This window comes from Commensalibacter papalotli (ex Servin-Garciduenas et al. 2014) (assembly GCF_000527695.1).
In the GTDB taxonomy this organism is placed as follows: domain Bacteria; phylum Pseudomonadota; class Alphaproteobacteria; order Acetobacterales; family Acetobacteraceae; genus Commensalibacter; species Commensalibacter papalotli.
In genome coordinates this window covers 992,214-1,010,807 of sequence record NZ_ATSX01000001.1, presented here as the reverse complement: position 1 = coordinate 1,010,807, position 18,594 = coordinate 992,214, and the positions used below count along the sequence as shown (strand labels likewise).

The 18,594-nt window shown below is 37.7% G+C and carries 18 protein-coding genes; 15 read left to right on the top strand and 3 right to left on the bottom strand.

The genetic code is table 11. The features are described 5' to 3' along the window. Positions 1-176: 176 nt before the first annotated feature. From COMX_RS04630 to COMX_RS04620, 3 genes are all read right to left on the bottom strand, one after another. Positions 177-1,652, bottom strand: coding sequence for a PepSY-associated TM helix domain-containing protein (locus COMX_RS04630; protein ID WP_034337544.1), 1,476 nt, complete (start codon positions 1,650-1,652; stop codon positions 177-179). A gap of 236 nt (positions 1,653-1,888) precedes the next feature. Further along, on the bottom strand, positions 1,889-2,527 hold the full coding sequence (locus COMX_RS04625) for a uracil-DNA glycosylase (protein WP_034337540.1): 639 nt from the start codon (positions 2,525-2,527) through the stop codon (positions 1,889-1,891). 11 nt (positions 2,528-2,538) lie between these two features. After that, on the bottom strand, positions 2,539-3,123 hold the full coding sequence (locus COMX_RS04620; protein WP_051461871.1) for a LabA-like NYN domain-containing protein: 585 nt from the start codon (positions 3,121-3,123) through the stop codon (positions 2,539-2,541). Between the two features lie 106 nt (positions 3,124-3,229). On the opposite strand from COMX_RS04620, the gene folK reads away from it, so the two are divergent. The 15 genes from folK to COMX_RS04545 all read left to right on the top strand — a co-directional run bounded on the left by folK (position 3,230) and on the right by COMX_RS04545 (position 18,592). Further along, positions 3,230-3,772 carry a 2-amino-4-hydroxy-6-hydroxymethyldihydropteridine diphosphokinase gene (gene folK, locus COMX_RS04615; RefSeq protein WP_152534153.1) on the top strand — a complete coding sequence of 181 codons (543 nt, stop codon included), beginning with the start codon at positions 3,230-3,232 and terminating at the stop codon, positions 3,770-3,772. Between the two features lie 61 nt (positions 3,773-3,833). Next, positions 3,834-4,238 carry a DNA-directed RNA polymerase subunit omega gene (rpoZ, locus tag COMX_RS04610; protein WP_034337537.1) on the top strand — a complete coding sequence of 135 codons (405 nt, stop codon included), beginning with the start codon at positions 3,834-3,836 and terminating at the stop codon, positions 4,236-4,238. A gap of 74 nt (positions 4,239-4,312) precedes the next feature. Further along, positions 4,313-6,589, top strand: a complete 2,277-nt coding sequence (locus COMX_RS04605; protein ID WP_084051508.1) for a RelA/SpoT family protein — start codon at positions 4,313-4,315, stop codon at positions 6,587-6,589. A gap of 9 nt (positions 6,590-6,598) precedes the next feature. Beyond that, positions 6,599-7,009, top strand: a complete 411-nt coding sequence (acpS, locus tag COMX_RS04600; RefSeq protein WP_034337533.1) for a holo-ACP synthase — start codon at positions 6,599-6,601, stop codon at positions 7,007-7,009. 78 nt (positions 7,010-7,087) lie between these two features. Further along, the gene (gene lepB, locus COMX_RS04595) at positions 7,088-7,933 is read left to right on the top strand and encodes a signal peptidase I (RefSeq protein ID WP_034337530.1); all 846 of its coding nucleotides are present in this window, start codon (positions 7,088-7,090) and stop codon (positions 7,931-7,933) included. Then, the gene (rnc, locus tag COMX_RS04590) at positions 7,930-8,676 is read left to right on the top strand and encodes a ribonuclease III (protein ID WP_034337527.1); all 747 of its coding nucleotides are present in this window, start codon (positions 7,930-7,932) and stop codon (positions 8,674-8,676) included. The genes lepB and rnc overlap by 4 nt, the downstream gene beginning before the upstream one ends. Before the next feature lie 5 nt (positions 8,677-8,681). Beyond that, entirely contained in the window at positions 8,682-9,560 is an 879-nt protein-coding gene (era, locus tag COMX_RS04585) for a GTPase Era (protein WP_034337524.1), read from the top strand. A 114-nt stretch (positions 9,561-9,674) separates the two neighbouring features. After that, positions 9,675-10,418: a UMP kinase gene (gene pyrH, locus COMX_RS04580; protein WP_034337521.1), complete on the top strand. Its 744-nt coding sequence runs from the start codon at positions 9,675-9,677 to the stop codon at positions 10,416-10,418. A gap of 89 nt (positions 10,419-10,507) precedes the next feature. After that, the gene (gene frr / locus COMX_RS04575; RefSeq protein WP_051461979.1) at positions 10,508-11,029 is read left to right on the top strand and encodes a ribosome recycling factor; all 522 of its coding nucleotides are present in this window, start codon (positions 10,508-10,510) and stop codon (positions 11,027-11,029) included. A gap of 26 nt (positions 11,030-11,055) precedes the next feature. Further along, entirely contained in the window at positions 11,056-11,832 is a 777-nt protein-coding gene (uppS, locus tag COMX_RS04570; RefSeq protein WP_051461869.1) for a polyprenyl diphosphate synthase, read from the top strand. Next, positions 11,822-12,700: a phosphatidate cytidylyltransferase gene (locus COMX_RS04565; protein WP_051461868.1), complete on the top strand. Its 879-nt coding sequence runs from the start codon at positions 11,822-11,824 to the stop codon at positions 12,698-12,700. The genes uppS and COMX_RS04565 overlap by 11 nt, the downstream gene beginning before the upstream one ends. Before the next feature lie 36 nt (positions 12,701-12,736). Beyond that, positions 12,737-13,897: a 1-deoxy-D-xylulose-5-phosphate reductoisomerase gene (gene dxr / locus COMX_RS04560; RefSeq protein ID WP_034337515.1), complete on the top strand. Its 1,161-nt coding sequence runs from the start codon at positions 12,737-12,739 to the stop codon at positions 13,895-13,897. A 44-nt stretch (positions 13,898-13,941) separates the two neighbouring features. Beyond that, positions 13,942-15,051, top strand: coding sequence for an RIP metalloprotease RseP (gene rseP, locus COMX_RS04555; RefSeq protein ID WP_034338944.1), 1,110 nt, complete (start codon positions 13,942-13,944; stop codon positions 15,049-15,051). A 196-nt stretch (positions 15,052-15,247) separates the two neighbouring features. After that, positions 15,248-17,671, top strand: a complete 2,424-nt coding sequence (gene bamA / locus COMX_RS04550) for an outer membrane protein assembly factor BamA (RefSeq protein WP_084051543.1) — start codon at positions 15,248-15,250, stop codon at positions 17,669-17,671. A gap of 9 nt (positions 17,672-17,680) precedes the next feature. Next, complete coding sequence (locus tag COMX_RS04545; protein WP_034337512.1) at positions 17,681-18,592, top strand: OmpH/Skp family outer membrane protein; 912 nt, start codon at positions 17,681-17,683, stop codon at positions 18,590-18,592. Positions 18,593-18,594: the final 2 nt, after the last annotated feature.

Below are 18,594 nucleotides of genomic sequence, written 5' to 3'. Positions count from 1 at the left end.
CCAATGATATAGACAAACTAGCAAACTCAAACAATTTAATATTACAAAACCACTTTTATAACAAAGATTTTCAGTAGGCGATGTATTCGCAAGATTATAACGTTTTCTAATAACGTTAAGTGCGCAAATCAGGAAAAATATACTGATCAGGTTAATTGTAATCACAAGAATAAACATTATTTTCTTCCTATGCTTTGGATATAAAAAAATAATCGTAGAAAAATCAAGCCTAAGAAGAAAATGACACTATCCATTATAATATATAAATAATGTTGATTAAAGATGGCTGCTTTCAGATAGGAAGAACATAGGGCTATGTCTAAAACAGGTAAAAATAAACATAATATTGAGAAAAATCCTATTGAACTTATCCAAGTAAGATAAGTTTTATTACAGGTTGTGCTTAAGATAGATGTGATTAGTATAATAAAAAAAACTGAAAAAAAACCAGTTATTTCCCAGTGTAATCTTTGAGGTAATGATATGGGAAGTAACCGATTAAGCCAAAAGAAGGCAACTAATGCGATTAATATTCCCATAATAATTCCAATATTAATACCTTCTACGGTTTTATAAAAATATTGTTTATACATCGAAGTATTCGATGAAACACTGTTTCTTTTTTTATTACAGAAAAGTAATAGGCCATAAGCTACTAAAACTGAGCTGCCTATACCCATGAGGAAAAAAACAATTCTTAAGATGGTATCGCCAGCCCTGACCATATGAATACCTAATAGCGTTTTATTTAAAAGACTAAGTGCCGTAGGGGGCGTGGAGGATGAAGTTTGTTGCATGGTATTGCGATCAAATGCGACATAGTTTTTAAGTCGTGCAATTCTCGCCTCATCATTTTCCATAAAGCGAATTTCTTTTTTTGCAAACACAATAGCACTGGGCATAGCTCCAAAATAAGTTTCTGCTTTTGCAAGGAGAGGGAATAGATCGGGACGTGTGTCAGCATTCGTTTTTTTATGATGTTGCGCAGAAATATGAGGTTTAGTTTCTGTGCTAGGCAAGTAACGGGGGGCTAAAAATAAAAAACCACTTATGGCAATAACAAAGAGGAAAGGTAAAAAGAAAATTCCAATAAGTGTATGTAGATCAGATTTAAATCGTAAAGATTTAGGTTTTGGATAGATGAAAAATAACTTTTTTATCAATGTCGGTAGGTAAATAACGATACCTGAAATTAAAATTAATATAAATGCGATATCTATCGTTAAAACAATAGCTCCGCCAATTGAGCGGCCTATAAATAAATGGCGGTGTAAACTATCAATAAAATCGCCTCCTCCAGTGGCTCTGGCAGGAATGACATTTCCCTCTTGAGGATGAATAACCACACCTTGGAGTAGTTCATCTTGATAATGTAAAACTCTAATAAACGGATCTCGGGCTGAGGGCAGGATAATTAAATTTTTACGAATATCCTTATATTCTTTCCAACTATCATAAGCTTGGTTCAAGGCTTGTGTAGACACATCCTTTGTCGGAGAATATAAAGCCAGTTCCGGTTGCATCCATTGCGTAATTTCTTTATCAAAAATAGAAATACTGCCTGAAATAAATATGATAAATAAAAACCAACCTCCGACTAATCCAATCCATTGATGACAAATACTAAAAAAAGAAAAAGTTTTTTTATTCATAAAAGTAGCCTATTGATAATAATGATTATTATTATCAATAAGTTTATAAAATATCTACTATTAAATTAATAATTATAAGAGTATGAATAAAATTATTGCTTTATTATTTATAATAAGTGGAAGTTTATGACAGTAGAAGGTGCATTACTTATTTCACCCCTTATTGGGTATATATTAATTATAGTTGGAATGATTGTTTTAATTATTTATAAGAAATTTTTTAAAAAATAATTGAACTATTTTAGCTTTTGTTGAATAGAATCAACAATATCTTCGAACATTTGTGTAGTTAATACACCTGTGCTGGTGTTGTAACGAGAAACATGATAGCTGTTTACCACAGTAATGTGATCATTGATTTTAAAAAATTGGCCGTGTTTAAATTTGATACTGGTTACGGGACGATTAAAACAAGCTAAAATATTTTTATGTGCGATTACACCCAGAGTTAAAATAAATTTCAAAGCTGGCATATGGTGTAGCTCTTTTAATAAAAAAGGACGACAGTTTTTTTCCTCTTGAGAGGTGGGTTTATTTTCTGGAGGGACACAACGTACCGCATTGATAATTCGGCAGTTACCTAAAGAAAGACCATCTTGGGGATCAGCTTTGTAAATACCGCTGGCAAAATGATATTTGACTAATGTGTTATATAATAACATGCCTGCATAATCCCCTGTAAAAGGGCGACCACTTAGATTTGCACCTTTGACCCCAGGTGCAAGACCCACAATTAAAAATTCTACTTGTGGATCTCCCCATGGTGGTACAGGTGCATTCCATCCTTTGGGATATAATTGTTTATTTTTCTCTCTATATTCCTGTAATCTAGGGCATAAAGGGCAATTCATATCAGGTTGCAAGCCGGGTATCATTATTCTGTAACTTATTCTGTGAAAGGAATAACAGGATTGGGAATATCATTTTGTACGGTGTTATCCCCCGAGCGACGTGTAAATTCAGGGGCAATATCAACAAGATCTAAAAACTGATCAGCTTGTCTTCGTAACTCATCACCAATCATTGGAGGGTTCGTTTTTACAGAAGATATCACAGTTACACGCACACCTTGTTTTTGTACCGATTCAACCAAACGGCGTAGGTCAGCATCTCCGCTAAACAATACAGCATGATCAATATGTGGTGCAATTTCCATCATATCGACTGCAAGCTCAATATCCATGCTTCCTTTAATTCTGCGACGGCCATTTTGGTCAGTAAATTCGCGTGCATTTTTGGTTACAAGGAAAAATCCATTATAAGCCAACCAATCAGTTAATGGCTTTAAAGGAGAGTATTCCTCGGTATCCAGCACAGCAGAATAATAATAAGCGCGTACAACATTACAATGTTTTCTAAAGAAGGCTAATAAGTTTCTATAGTCAACATCAAAGCCCAAGTTGCGAGAGGCAGAATATAAATTAGCGCCATCAATAAAGAGGCAAACCTTTTCATTTTCTCTAAAAAGCATGCAAATAATCCCAATTAAAAAAACAATTATGTAAAAAATCAGTATAATTGATATGAATAAAGTAGCAGATAGTATAATGATAACAATCTTAATATGTTTCAATTAAGTGACGAATTTTGTGTTAGATGAAAATATGATTATTATAGCAGTTGGTAGCAATCTTGGAGGCGTTTGGTCTGATACTCCTTATGGTATGTGTCAAGAGGCGTTGCGTCGTTTATCCGTTAAATTGCAATGTTCTATAAAGCAATCTTGTTGGTACCAAACTAGCCCAATTCCTCCATCTTCTCAACCTCTTTATACGAATGGGGTTGTTGCATTGGATGTAAAAATCAAGCCAATTGACTTGCTGAATATTTTAAATGAGATGGAAAAAGAGGCTGGTAGAGTGCGTCAGAAACTTAACGATGCACGACCGTTAGACTTGGATATTTTGGATGTTAACGGCGAAATAATCAATGATATACCCAAGCTCATAGTACCTCATCCCAGGATGCATCAAAGGGGGTTTGTATTATATCCATTACGTGATATTGACCCTGAATGGATACACCCCATATCACATAAAAGTGTTGATCAATTGATCTCGGAGCTTCCTAGCGATCAAGAAATCATTCCTTTTATAGATAATAAACAAGAAGAAATTTGATTTTTAGTTAAATTTAGAATAAACATACAAGATTGATTTAAAATCCGGAGATAAATGATTCATGGCACGCGTTACTGTCGAAGATTGTATTGAAAAAATTCCTAACCGTTTTGATCTTGTTCTGCACGCAGCACAAAGAGCACGTAACCTTTCAAGAGGGGAAGCTTTGACTTTGGAACGTGATAATGACAAGAATCCTGTCGTTGCATTGCGTGAAATCGCCGAAGAAAAATTAGATTTAGAAGCGATTAAAGCGGATATTATTCGTTCATTAGCCAGAGCACCAGAACCAGAACCTGTTGATGAAGAAGTTGTGGATTTAATTCCAACTGAAAAAAATATTTTCGGTTTACAAGATGTAACTGCTGAAGAAGAAAAACGTCATACTTCTCAGAACTCTTTTGAAAACATTAATGAAATTATGAGTGAGTTAGATCGTCGCCGCTCTGGGTCTGAAAATTTTTAGTAAAACCCTTGTTTTATTATCGGTTTTTATGCTTATACTTAATGATATGGTAATTAATCAGTATCAGGGGTTAAGTGGAAAATATTTATCTTCCCACAGTTTCATTAAGTGAAAGCGATCATATTGATTGTGAAGGTTTGATTCGTCATATTCGTAAATATGATAGTGAATCAGACCTTTCACTTGTTGAAAAAGCGTTCAAAGTAGCGCTTAAAGCGCATGAAAAACAGTTCAGAGATAATGGGGCCCCTTATATTATTCATCCCCTAGCTGTTGCTAATATCTTGGCTCATTTAAGGGTTGATACTACCTCTATTATTACAGGTTTATTGCACGATACAATCGAAGATACTGAAGTCACACGAGAGTTCTTGGAAAAAGAATTTGGGGTTGTAGTTGCTGATCTTGTCGATGGTGTTACCAAACTTACCCGTTTAGAATTACAATCAGATCGCACAAAGCAAGCGGAAAATTTTCGCAAGCTTGTCTTGGCAATGTCCAAAGATATCAGGGTATTAATTGTAAAGCTGGCCGATCGTTTGCATAATATGCGAACGCTTCATTATGTTCAACGTTTGGATCGCAAACAACGAATTGCGCGTGAAACCATGGATATTTATGCGCCCTTGGCCGAGCGCATTGGTATGGATAATGTTAAAACAGAGTTGCAAAATATTGCTTTTGCTGTTTTAGAGCCAGAAGGTGATGCTTCTATACGGGCTCGGTTAAATTATTTGAGGGGGCAAGGGGCTGATATTGTTGAAGAGGTTTGCTCTGAATTAAAGGAATTGTGCGAGCATTCTGGTTTAAAAAATGTTGAAATAACAGGGCGTGAAAAATCTTGTTATTCTATTTGGGAAAAGATGAATAGAAGGCAAGTCGCATTTGAACAACTATCTGATATTATGGCATTTAGAATTGTCGTTGATAGTAAAGAAGAATGTTATACTGCTTTGGGGATTGTGCATAGCAGCTATCCTGTTGTTGCTGGACGGTTTAAAGACTATATTTCAGCACCCAAAGCCAATGGTTATCAAAGTATTCATACAGGTGTTAACTTAAGGCAACCGCGTAATCAGCGTATTGAGATACAAATTCGTACGCGTGAAATGCATGATATTGCTGAAAATGGGGTGGCATCTCATTGGGTTTACAAACAATTACCTGTTGCAGATAAAGGGCAACAAAAACTCAACTCTGAAGTCAGTGTGGTGGCTCCTAAATTAAAGAAACTGCGCTGGGTTCAGGATCTTTTGGATATTTTAGAGGATTCTGCAGCACCTGATGAGTTTTTAGAAAATACCAAATTAGAATTATATCAAGATTCAGTTTTTTGCTTTACCCCAAGAGGTGAGTTGATTCAGCTGCCAAGAGGGGCAACGCCTGTAGATTTTGCCTATGCTGTACATAGTCAGGTAGGGGATCGCTGTGTCGGAGCCAAAGTAAATGGGCGTTTGGTGCCTTTGCGAGAGCAATTGCATAATGGTGCTCAAGTTGAGATTATGACTGCCCGTGAAGGAAACCCTTCTCCTTCTTGGGAGCGTTTTGTTGTCACGGGTAAGGCTAGAGCGCGTATTCGCCATTTCGTCAGCAGTCAACAAAAAGAAATTAAGGTTGAAGCAGGGCGCGTTGCGTTGGCTAAAGCATTTCGTCAAGAGGGTGTTGACGGATCTCAGAAAATTCTTGAAGGGGTTTTAAAACCGTTAAAACAAGCGTCCGTTACTGATTTATATGTTTCAGTTGGCAGTAATTCCTTGTTGGCAAAAGATGTTGTTTATACAGCTTATCCTGAGTTGCGCCCTATCAAAAGAGCTCCACGCTTTGTCCCTGGACTGACCGAGAAAAAAACACAATCCGCCGTGTTGAATGCAAATGCGCATCATCATAACGTGATCCCTTTAAAGGGAATGAGTAAGGGGATCAGTGTGCATTTTGCAGGATGTTGCCATCCTTTGCCCGGGGATACGGTTGTTGGAATTGTAGCAACGGGTAAGGGGATTACAGTGCATCGCAAATCTTGTTCTATGCTCAGTAACTATGCTTCTACACCTGAACGTTTTATGAGTATGGATTGGGATTATGATATTCTGGGCCATGTAGATGCCAAGAAAAATTTTGTCGGTCGCGTCAAGGTTGTCGGAGAAAATAACTCAGAGCTTTTGGCCAGCATTACTAATCGTGCAGCACAGTATAATGGTAGTATTCTAAATTTAAAGATTTTAAATCGTCATATAGATTTTATTGAAATTCTATTGGATTTAGAGGTGAAAGATGTTGAACATTTAAATTCTCTAATTTTAGGACTGCAAGTAATCAAAGGTATTATTCACGTTGAACGATCTACGTCTTAAGGGTTAAAAATGATTTTAGGTATAGGCTCTGATTTATGTGATGTAAGAAGAATAGAAGAAGTCTTAAACCGACATGGAAAGCGTTTTACTCAACGCATATTTACGCCTAATGAAATAAAAAAAGCAGAAGCACGTTACGGAAAAACGCGAATTGGGACTTATGCAAAACGTTGGGCTGCAAAGGAGGCATGTGCCAAAGCATTAGGAACGGGATTTACTGAGGACGTATTTTACCAAGATATTGAGGTTATTAATTTACCTAGTGGAAAACCCTCTTTAAAGTTAACAAATGGTGCATTAAAGCAGTTAAATAAATTAGGGAAAGAGGGTTATGAGCCGAACATTTTATTAACGATGACGGATGAGCTTCCTTATGCCTTTGCGCAAGTAATGATTGAATTATTGCCCAGTAAGGAATAAATAGGAGGAAAATTGTGATAACGCATTTGGCATTATCGCAAACTATATAAAATGACCCAACGTGATAGATAAGAGTTTATGAATAATAATTTGAAAAATGAGATAGATCAAATCCCACAACAGGGAAAGAAAAAACCTGGTGGTATCACAGAGTTGATTTCCACAGTTTTTTGGGCAGGGCTGATTATTGTTGTTGTTCGTTGCTTATTGTTTGCACCTTTTAATATTCCATCAGGCTCTATGATCCCATCTCTATTAATTGGGGATTATATTTTTGTCAGCAAATATAGCTATGGTTTTTCAAAACACTCATTTTTCTTTTCCCAACCTGATTTTAAAGGGCGAATTTGGTATACGCCTCCTCAAAGAGGAGATGTTGTTGTTTTTAGAAGTACCAAGGCGCCATTTGATTATTATGTTAAAAGATTGATCGGCCTGCCTGGCGATACGGTTCAGGTCAAGGATGGGGTGCTTTATATTGATGATCAGCCTGTTAAACGTCGTTTAGACGGGCCTTATACATATCAAGAATCTTTGAACGAGTCAGATCTTACTGAAAATTTATATACAGAATATTTACCTCGTAAAGATGGCTCAATTGTTGAGCATAAAATTTTACAAAGTATGAATAGTCCTTGTGGTCAAGATCTTGTATGCGAAGGGGATATTAATCCAAACTATACTATTCCTTATCATGTTCCTGCAGATCATTTTTTTGCTATGGGCGATAATCGAGATCATAGTGCTGATAGTCGTTTTAATAATCCTGATACGTCGAATTATTTGGGATTTGTACCTATTGAAAATCTAATTGGCAAAGTTCAGTTTATTTTTTACTCTTATGATAGTAAATATCCTGTATGGCAATTTTGGCATTGGCCTGAGGAAATACGCTGGAATCGGTTATTTAAGAGCGTAAAATGATAGTAGAAAAGCAAGAGGCGCTTGGCGTTTTTGAAAAAAAATTAGAAAGCAAGCTGGGATATGAATTTCAATCAAAGGCATTGTTAAAAAAGTCATTGACTCACCGTTCTGCGATTTATGAAAATCGAACTCCGAGGAAAAAAGTAAAGCGTGTCAGCTCCAATGAAAGATTAGAATTTATAGGTGATAGAGTTCTGGGGTTGGTGATGGCAGAATGGTTACTAAAGCGCTATCCTAATGAGCAAGAGGGTGATCTTGGTCCCAGACATGCGCACTTGGTTTCTAAAACTGTATTGGCACAAATTGCAGAGCTTCTTAATATTTCCGAAGCTATCCATGTGGCTTTACATGAAGAAAAAGCAGGTGTTCATCATACAGACAGCGTCTTGGCTGATGCTGTAGAGGCTATTTTAGGAGCTATGTATCTTGATGGTGGGTTAAAACCTGTTCAGAAGCTGGTTCACAAATTATGGGAAAAAATTATTGAATCCCAGCCTTTGCCGCCAAAAGATTCTAAAACTGCATTGCAGGAATGGGTGTTGGCAAGAGGATTACCTTTGCCTGTTTATGAGTTAGTTTCTCAAGAAGGGCCTTCTCATACGCCGATATTTGTAATCAAAGTCGTTGTGCAAAAACATGAAGGCCAAGGGCAAGGCGGTAATAAACGTGCTGCAGAAAGTGCTGCGGCAAAGAATTTGCTTACTCAATTAAACTCAATAAAAAAACCAAAAAAAGCAGGATAAAAAAAATGCATTGTGGATTTGTGGCTCTGATAGGGGCGCCAAATGCTGGAAAATCAACGTTACTTAATAAAATGGCAGGCGCAAAGCTATCAATTGTCAGCCCTAAAGCACAAACGACGCGTATGCGTATTTTGGGTATTGTCATGCGCCAGCAAACTCAGATTTTGTTGATGGATACGCCAGGTATCTTCAAACCCAAAAGAAAGCTCGACGAAGCAATGGTTTCTGCTGCTTGGACAGGTGCTGTGGATGCTGATATTACGCTTTTGTTAATTGATACAACTTTTGGGTTAACTGAAGAAAATATCGAAATTATTAATAAGTTAAAAGAAACTTCTCGTCGTATTTGGGTGGTATTTAATAAGATTGATAAGATTAATACACAAAAACTATTACCTTTGACCGAGGAAATAACAGCGTTACTACCTATTGAAAAAAGCTTTATGGTTAGCGCTAAGACAGGCAGTGGAGTTGATGATTTACTTGATGCTTTAGCTGAAGATTTGCCTAAAGGGCCTTGGTTATACCCCGAAGATGATTTAACCAATTTGCCTGATCGTTTATTAGCAGCCGAATTAGTCAGAGAGCAAATCTTTATGCAGACGCATGAAGAGGTTCCCTATTCTGTGACTGCAGAAACCGAGAGTTTCAAAGAAAGACCAGATGGTTCTGTTCGCATTGATGTGACAATTTATGTTTTGCGTGCTAATCATAAGGCTATTATAATTGGTGACAAGGGACAAAAAATTAAAATGATTGGTGAACGTGCTCGTAAAGAGTTGAATCGTTTGTTAGAGCGTCCTTGTCATTTATTTTTGATTGTTAAAGAACGTAAAGGCTGGGATGGTGAAAAAGCTCGATTGAAAGCTATTGGTTTGGAATGATAATTTTTTTATAAACAACAAACGCTGTCAAAAATGATTTCATACTTTTAAAAAACCGCCTGCTGATGTAGTATTCTTTACCGTTTATAATCCTAAACTAGATGTGAAAAAATAATGAGCTCTTCAAAAAATTATACCCCTAAACGTGTGTTATTAAAAATATCCGGAGAAGCCTTGTTAGGGCGCGGAGCCTATGGTGTTGATCCCGAGATTGCCAATGCAATTGCGGAAGATATAGCAAGTGTTGCCAATTCTGGTATAGAGGTTTGTTTGGTGATTGGTGGGGGTAATATTTTTCGTGGAATGACCGCTGCCGCCAAAGGAATGGATAGAGTTCAAGGCGATTATGCAGGAATGTTGGCAACCGTAATTAATGCGGTTGTGATGAATAGTGTTTTGCAACAACATAATATTGACAGCTATATTATGTCAGCGATTTCTATGCCGCAGATTGCTGAAACATATATTCGTGACAAAGCAATGCGCCATATGGACAAAGGGCATGTCGTTATTTTTGCTGCGGGCACTGGTAATCCATATTTCACAACGGATACAGCAGCTGCTTTGCGTGCCATTGAAATGGATTGTGACCTTATGTTAAAAGGAACACAGGTTGATGGTGTATATGATTCAGATCCTAAAAAAAATCCAGAAGCAAAACGCTATGATACTCTGACTTATACAGAGGCATTGGCCAAAGGATTAAATGTAATGGATGCGACAGCTTTAAGTTTGGCTCGTGATAATCAATTGCCTATTATTGTTTTTGATGTGCATGAAAAAGGGAATTTTAGTCGAGTTTTAAATAATCAAGGCACTTTTACCAAAGTTGTTGTTTCTGCTGAAACTGCTTCCTAGTTCACTATATTCAAAATTGATTTTATTAAAAAAGGATTTTTTCTGTGGTTGATGATATTGATAGCCTGAAAAAAGATATAGAACGTCGTATGAACAGCGCAATTGATTCTTTTAAGCATGACTTAGCGGGACTGCGTTCTGGCCGTGCAACAGCAGCTTTATTGGAACCTATTCGCGTTGATGCTTATGGCAGTATAACCCCTATTACTCAAGTAGCTTCGATCACAGCACCAGAACCCAGAATGTTAACCGTACAAGTCTGGGATAAAACATTAGTTAGTGCTGTTGACAAAGCTATTCGTGAAAGTGGATTGGGATTAAATCCTATGCCAGACGGTCAGCTTATTCGTGTGCCTATTCCTCAACTAACCGAAGAACGTCGTATCGAAATGGTGAAAGCTGCAGGTCGTTATACTGAGGCTGCCAAAGTTTCTGTGCGTGGTGTTCGTCGAGATGGTATGGATAAAACCAAGGCTGCTGAGAAGAAAGGTGACATCAGTCAAGATGATGTTAAGGATTGGTCTGATGAAATTCAAAAGATTACAGATCAATTTATCAGTAAAATTGATGAAATTTTTATTGAAAAAGAACGTGATATCAAGCAAGTCTAGTTTTAGACTGAATAGATATTTATAGTATGGCTTTTTCTTTAATAGATCACTCTGACGAATGTTTAAAATTGTCTGAACAAAAATCTTTGCCTCAGCATATTGCGATTATTATGGATGGTAATAGCCGATGGGCTAAGGCAAAGTCTTTGCCAAGAGTTGCTGGACATAAAGAAGGAGCGCAAGCTGTAAAACGGTGCATAAAAGGCGCAATTAGCAACCATATTCAATGGCTAACCCTTTATGCGTTTTCTTCGGAAAACTGGCGCAGAACGCCAGAGGAAGTTGCTGATTTAACGGCTCTGTTGCGTTATTACTTGAAATTCGAAGCGCGCAAATTACACAAAGAAGGTGTTTGCGTGCGTATTATTGGTGACATAACGCGTTTCGATAAAAAATTACAGCAAGAATTCAAAGCAATTGAACAATTAACAGAAAAAAATAATCGTTTGATTTTAACGCTTGCTTTATCTTATGGCGGTAGAGGGGAAATCCTTCAGGCCGTTAAGCGGATCGCTGATGATGTTCAAGAACACAAACTCATATCAGAGCAAGTGACAGAAGAAATATTTTCTCAATATTTGTTTGCTCCTGATATTCCTGATCCAGACTTAATTGTCAGGACGAGCGGTGAGTATCGTTTGTCTAATTTTTTATTATGGCAATCTGCATATGCAGAGCTTATCTTTGTAGAAACTTTATGGCCAGATTTTAACGAAGATCATTTCAATCATTTGCTGGATGTGTATGTTCGTCGTGAACGGCGTTTTGGCAGCAGGCCAGGATTAAAAGTCAGTGACAAATAAAACGAAATCTTCTTGGCAAGATTTGCCTTTGCGTATTGCGTCTGCTCTTGTGATTATCCCCGTAGCTTTATTTTGTATTGTTTATGGTGGTTGGTTTTATATCGGGTTATTGGTTATTATTTCAGTTGCCATGACTGTGGAGTGGGCTAACTTATTTAAAGCAAACCTGTTTAATTATCGAGTGGCTATCTTTTTAATTTGGCCCCTAGTTGCTTATGCAGCTGCACTGCAAGGGATGTGGTTTCCTGCGCTTGTTATTACGGGATGTTTTGCATTTATTTTCGGATCAAAATTATGGTTGGGCTCTGTGGTTATTGGTGGTGCAGGGCTTTCGCTACTTTGGTTGCGTTTTATGACTTTTTATGAAATGTGGACGGTTATTTTTATTGTAGCTGTGGTGATTGCAAGCGATAGTTTTGCTTATATTGCAGGAAAAACTTTTGGTGGGCCTAAGCTTATGCCTTCAGTTTCCCCTGGAAAAACATGGTCTGGTGCTGTTGGCGGATTAATTGGCGCAGGGTGCGTTGGTGGTGGTATTGTTTGGTTTTTATGTGGTGGTTTAACTACTGCTTTTATTGGTGGAGCGTTGTTTAGTGCGGTTACAGGTATTGTTGCCCAAATAGGCGATTTATCAGAAAGTAAGCTTAAAAGAGAATTGGGTGTCAAAGATTCTGGTAAAATTATCCCTGGTCATGGTGGGGTATTGGATCGTTTTGATGCTTTATTGCTTGTATCTATTTTTGTTGCTTTTATTTCCTGTGTCTTACCTACTGGCAATGCTTTGGATAAATGGGGTGGGGCGTTATTATCAACTAAACCAGTTGGCGACCAACAGCCTATCTTTGTTCCTTTGACGATTTTTAGATAAAATAACTGATCAACTTATGTGTAAGGATATTTAAAAATGAAAACAGTTTCTATATTGGGATGTACTGGTAGCATCGGTTGTTCAACAGTTGATTTGTTATTACAAGATCCGTCCTCATTTCAAACCGTTGCTTTGGTTGGTGGTAAAAATGTTAAAAAGCTAGCTGAACAAGCGATTGCTTTAAATGCAAACTATGCTGTGATCGCTGATGAGCAGTTTTTGCCAGAGTTAAAAGAATTATTATCGGGCCATGCAACCAAAGTAAGCGGTGGTAGGCAAGCTGTTTTAGAAGCAGCATCAATTGCTGTTGATTGGACAATGGCAGCTATTACGGGAGCTGTTGGTTTGGAACCGACAATGGCCGCTGTAAAAAATGGTAAATATGTTGCTTTGGCTAATAAAGAGGCCTTGGTTTCTGCTGGTGATGTGATGTTGAAAGCAGTAAAAAAAGCAGGTGCTACTTTATTACCTGTAGATTCAGAGCATAATGCAATTTTCCAGTCTATGGCTGATAAGCAAATTCAATCAATTGAAAAACTTATTCTTACTGCTTCAGGTGGACCTTTTCGTAATACATCCCTTGAAGATATGAAAAAAGTTACTTTAAAGCAGGCCTTGAAACATCCAACATGGACAATGGGTGCAAAAATCACCATTGATTCAGCTAGTATGTTTAATAAAGGTTTAGAAATCATAGAAGCTGCACGTTTATTTGATATGCCAGAAGAAAAAATCGATGTGTTAATTCATCCGCAATCAATTATTCACAGTATGGTTCAATATGAAGATGGCAGTATGATTGCTCAGCTTGGTGCGCCAGATATGCGTATTCCTATTGCTCATACATTGGCATGGCCACACAGAATGTGTTCTAATGTAGACCGTTTAAACCTGACTGAGGTAGCTAAATTAGAATTTGAAGCTCCAGATGAAGTGCGTTTTCCAGGGTTGCGCTTATCTCGTGAAGCCTTACGTGCTGGCAAATGTGCTCCTGCGATTTTATCTGCTGCAAATGAAATTGCAGTTGATGCTTTTTTAAAAGAGCAAATTGGGTTCTTGGATATTCCTCAATCTGTTGAATTTGTAATGAAGAAATTAGGTGCTCCAGAAGCAAATAGTATCCAAGAAGTTATTTACTGGGATCAAGAAGCCAGAAGACATGCCGAAGAATGGATCAAAAACCGTAATAGTATGTAATTTTATAAAATAGTAAGCGTGTAGGGTAAATTTTAATGTTGGCTATGTATGATTTCTTGCGAATGATTTTATCATTTGTGTTTGTCCTAGGGGTGCTCGTTTTTGTACACGAGTTAGGACATTATTTGGCTGCACGTTGGCGTGGTGTTCATGTTGATGTGTTTTCAATTGGTTTTGGTAAACCTTTATATCGCTGGTACGACAAAGTCGGAACCGAGTGGCGTATTTGTCCTATTCCTTTGGGTGGGTATGTAAGGCCCCATGGATTTGCTGATCCAGAAGACGTTACCGAAGAAGAAAGAGCGACTTATATCGACGGAAAAACCTTTCACGGAAAGGATGTCGGCAGCAGGGCTATTGTTATTGCAGCAGGACCCATATTTAATTTTTTATTAGCGATCATTATTTATTTTGGATTGTTCGTAACAGTTGGTCAACCTAAATTAGGTGAGCCCATTGCACAATCCATTATCGCAGATAGTGCTGCAGCCAAAGCTGGGATTCAACCAAAAGATAAATTGATTAAGATTGGTGATATTGACAAACTCAATGTTGAGAAAGTCATTTTATTTGCTCAACAACATCCTGATCTATCTACAACAATTACAGTCAATAGAGAGGGTAAAGATATCTCTCTGCCTATTACAATTGGCAGTCACAGCCAAGATGGTAAAAAAATTGGCCAATTAGGTATTGGACTTGATATGAATATTATCAAAGGTAAGCCGATGTCTATCGGGAGTGCAGCAATTGCATCTGTAGAAAAAACATGGGACGTTAGTGCTCAAACAGTTGTGGGTTTGGGGCAAATGATTACTGGTCAGCGTTCTGCCAAAGATCTTGGTGGGCCTATCAAAATTGCACAATTATCAGGGCAAGTATCTAAAGGCGGGTTTGCTGATCTTTTTAATTTTATGGCTATTCTTTCGATTAGCTTGGGATTAATTAATTTATTTCCGATTCCTATTCTTGATGGTGGCCGTTTGGTTTTTTATGCATTCGAAGCAATTTTTAGAAAACCTGTGCCAAAACCAATACAGAATTGGGCGTTTCAGATTGGATTTGTTTTGATTTTATTACTTTTTGTATTTTCAATGTACAATGATATCTCTCAATTAAGTGTATTTCGTTGGCTTACAGGTCACACTAATTAAAAATCTGTTATGTTTATAGCAAGTAACGACTTGTCAAATGGTATAAAAAACGGATACTCACTGAATTAAGATTAAATAAGACGATTTGTATTTGCTTATAAAAACTCTTGTGATATGCAATTTAGTGGGTTTCCATTGGTAATAAAGGGTGGCTGATTTGTCAGGTAAACGTTCGGCGCTGTTTGCTTCTGTATGTATGTTTCCGTTTGTGTGTAGCTCTGTGCATGCGCAAACAACAGGTAACGTGTCTCATAATTCCTCACACGGTAAGAAAGCTGTAAAAAGCACTCACCATGGGAAAAAAGGTTCTGTTGGTAAAAACTTAACAAAACAAGGTGGAATTATTCAATCCATCCAGGTTGTTGGTAATGATCGTGTTGAAACACCAACAGTATTATCATATATGTTGGCACAACCTGGCGATCCATTTAACAAAGATTTGTTAGATCGTTCCTTAAAAACCCTATACGCAACAGGGCTATTTAAAGATATAACTTTCCATCGTTCCGGCAATGATTTGCAAGTTAAAGTCGTAGAGAATCCTATTGTTAATGTTGTTGCTTTTGAAGGCAACCACAAGATGAAAGATGGGGATCTGCTTAAATACACGTCTTTAAAGCCACGTGCTGTATATTCACCTGCTTTGATTTCAGAGGATCGTAAACGTATTTTGGCAATGTATGCTGCCAAAGGACGTTACTCTGTTACAGTAACGCCACAAATCATCCATTTATCAAAAAATCGTATTGATGTTATTTATAAAATCAATGAAGGTCCTAAAACAGCGATTGAAAAATTAGCTTTTGTTGGCAATCATGCGTTTAGTGAGGCACGTTTAGCCCAAGTGACATCCTCCAAAGAAACAGCTTGGTATCGGTTTTTATCTTCTGCTGATGAATATAACCCCGAACGCGTAAAATACGATGCTGAATTGCTTCGTCGTTTTTATCTTCGTAATGGTTATGTCGATTTTAAGATCGTTAACGCTACAGGTGAATTGTCTCCTGATCACAAATCATTTTATATTACCTATACGATGGTAGAGGGGCCTCAATATCGATTGGGTAAAGTTGATGTTCGTTCTAACCTCGAAGGGGTTAAGGAAGATAAAGTCCGAGAAATGATTGTGATGCATAAAGGTCAAATTTACGATGGTAAAGAGATCGAAGATGTTGCGAAATATATTCAAGAAACATTACAATCACAAGGTCACCCTTTTGCAGTTGTAAGACCTGAAATTGCACGTAATCCTGAAAAGAAAAGAGTTGATCTTTTATTTGATGTGATGGAAGGGCCTCGTGTTTATGTTGAACGTATTGATATTAACGGAAATACCGTCACAAAAGATAATGTAATTCGTCGTGAGTTACCTGCTGCGGAAAATGATCCATATACCAACACAACTGAAAAATACATGAAAATGGCAGCTGATGATTTGGGATATTTCAAAGAGGTTAAAGTACAGCAAGTCAAGGGATCTGCTCCAGATAAACGTGTCGTCGCTATTAATGTTCAAGAAAAACCAACCGGTGAATTTTCACTTGGGGGTGGTTATTCTACCGATTCTGGTGTTTTGGGAAACATTGGTCTAAGGCAGCGTAATTTCCTTGGAACTGGTGTTGATGCAGGTATTTCTGGAACAGCAGCTTATTATGCAAAGCAAGTGAACTTGTCTGTTACTGATCCTTATTTTCTTAATAAGAATATGGTTGCTGGTATAGATTTATTCTATATTCAAAACAGTTATCAAACCTATCAGAACTATGGTGAAGATCGTTTTGGGGCCTCATTCCGTATGGGGTATGCGTTTAATAACGTTTTATCTCAACAATGGACATATTCAATTATAGACCGTCGTGTTCATGACATTTGGGATGATTCTTCTTACTATATTTTGGATCAAAAAGGGCATTCTTTATTATCTCAGTTAAGCACAACGATTGCTTATGATACTCGGGATGCTCGATTTAATCCTCATACTGGTACGTTGGTTAAACTAGGTGGAGATATTGCAGGTCTTGGTGGTGATGCAAAATATGCTCGTGGTAAAATTGACGCATCTCACTATATTCCATTGGATGAAATTACAGGCAACCGTGATTGGACATTAAGCTTAACCGCAGGTGCTGGGTATATTGCTGATATGGGCAGTGATAAAGACACAATGGTTATTGATAACTTTTATCTTGGGGGTAATAACTTAAGAGGTTTTTATGACGGAGGTGTTGGTCCACGAAGTCAGGGTATTCCAGCAAGGGGTAAGTATAGAGCCCATACTCAAGAAGATTTCTTGGGTGGGCGTACGATGTATACAGCTTCTGCACAGGTTAATTTTCCTATGCCAGCCGCAAGAGATTTAGGGTTAAGTGGACGTTATTTTGTTGATATGGGTGCACTTGATGGGTTAAGGGTAAAACGTAAATATACTAACCAATCAACGGCTGGTGATAAATATACTGGTGTTTATGGCGATAGTTTATCACCGCGCGTCAGTACTGGTTTAGGTGTTTCTTGGAAAAGTCCATTTGGTTTGTTAAACGTTGATGCGGCACTTCCTTTGGTTAAAGAAAAGCATGACCGTAAGCAATTAGTAAGATTTGGTTTTGGACAACAGTTTTAAGGGTAGATAATGGTTAATAAGTTAGGATTATATTTTGCTGTTGCTGGGGCTTTTTTAGCACCGTCTTTTATTACGATTGCATCCCCAGCACATGCTGAAGAGTCAAGTGGTTGGTTTATTCCCAAAAATAGTCAGCCTAAAACTGCGACTACTGCACCGAAAGCAGCTGTCAGGCATGCAGCTCCAAGAGCTATAGCGCCAGCACCACTTCCTAATGATGATGGCTCTGAAGATGGAGACGTGCAAAATCAAGCTCAGGCCGTTTTGCCGTTGCCACCAGTTCCTAAACCAGCAGCTTTGCCAAAGACTAATTCCCCACCAACAGCAGTTATTGGGGTCATTAGTGTTCCAGATGTGATGCGTCAATCAGTTGCAGCACGTGAGGCTGAAAAAATATTAGTAGAGCGTCGTGACCAATTGCAAAGAGATGTTCAAAAGGAGCAAAAAGCTTGGCGAGCTGAGCAACAGCAAATCCAAGCCAAAGCAAAAACCATGACTGATGAGCAACTTCAAGCACGTGGTCGCAAGTTGCAAGCGCGCGTGATTAACGCTCAAAAGGACTTCCGTAACCGCAGTCGTATCATCCAAGAAGCTGCACAAGTTGCTTTTGGTCAGGTAGAACGTGAACTTATTTTGTTAATTCAAAATGTTGCTGCAAGTCGTAATATGAATTTGGTTTTACACCGTGAGCAAGTTGCTTTGAGTGTAAATGAGCTTGATATAACGAATGAAGTTGTTAAAGAGCTAAATAAAAATTTATCTTCTGTATTTATTCCAGCAGCAGATGTTGATCCTGAAGAATTAGCAAAAAGTGGTTCAATGCCAACAACAGCCAACCCAGAGGCTGAACCAAAAACAGAAACAAGTAGTGTTGTTAAAAAAGCTCCTGAGCAACAACAGGGTAATAATCCTAAAAAATAAAG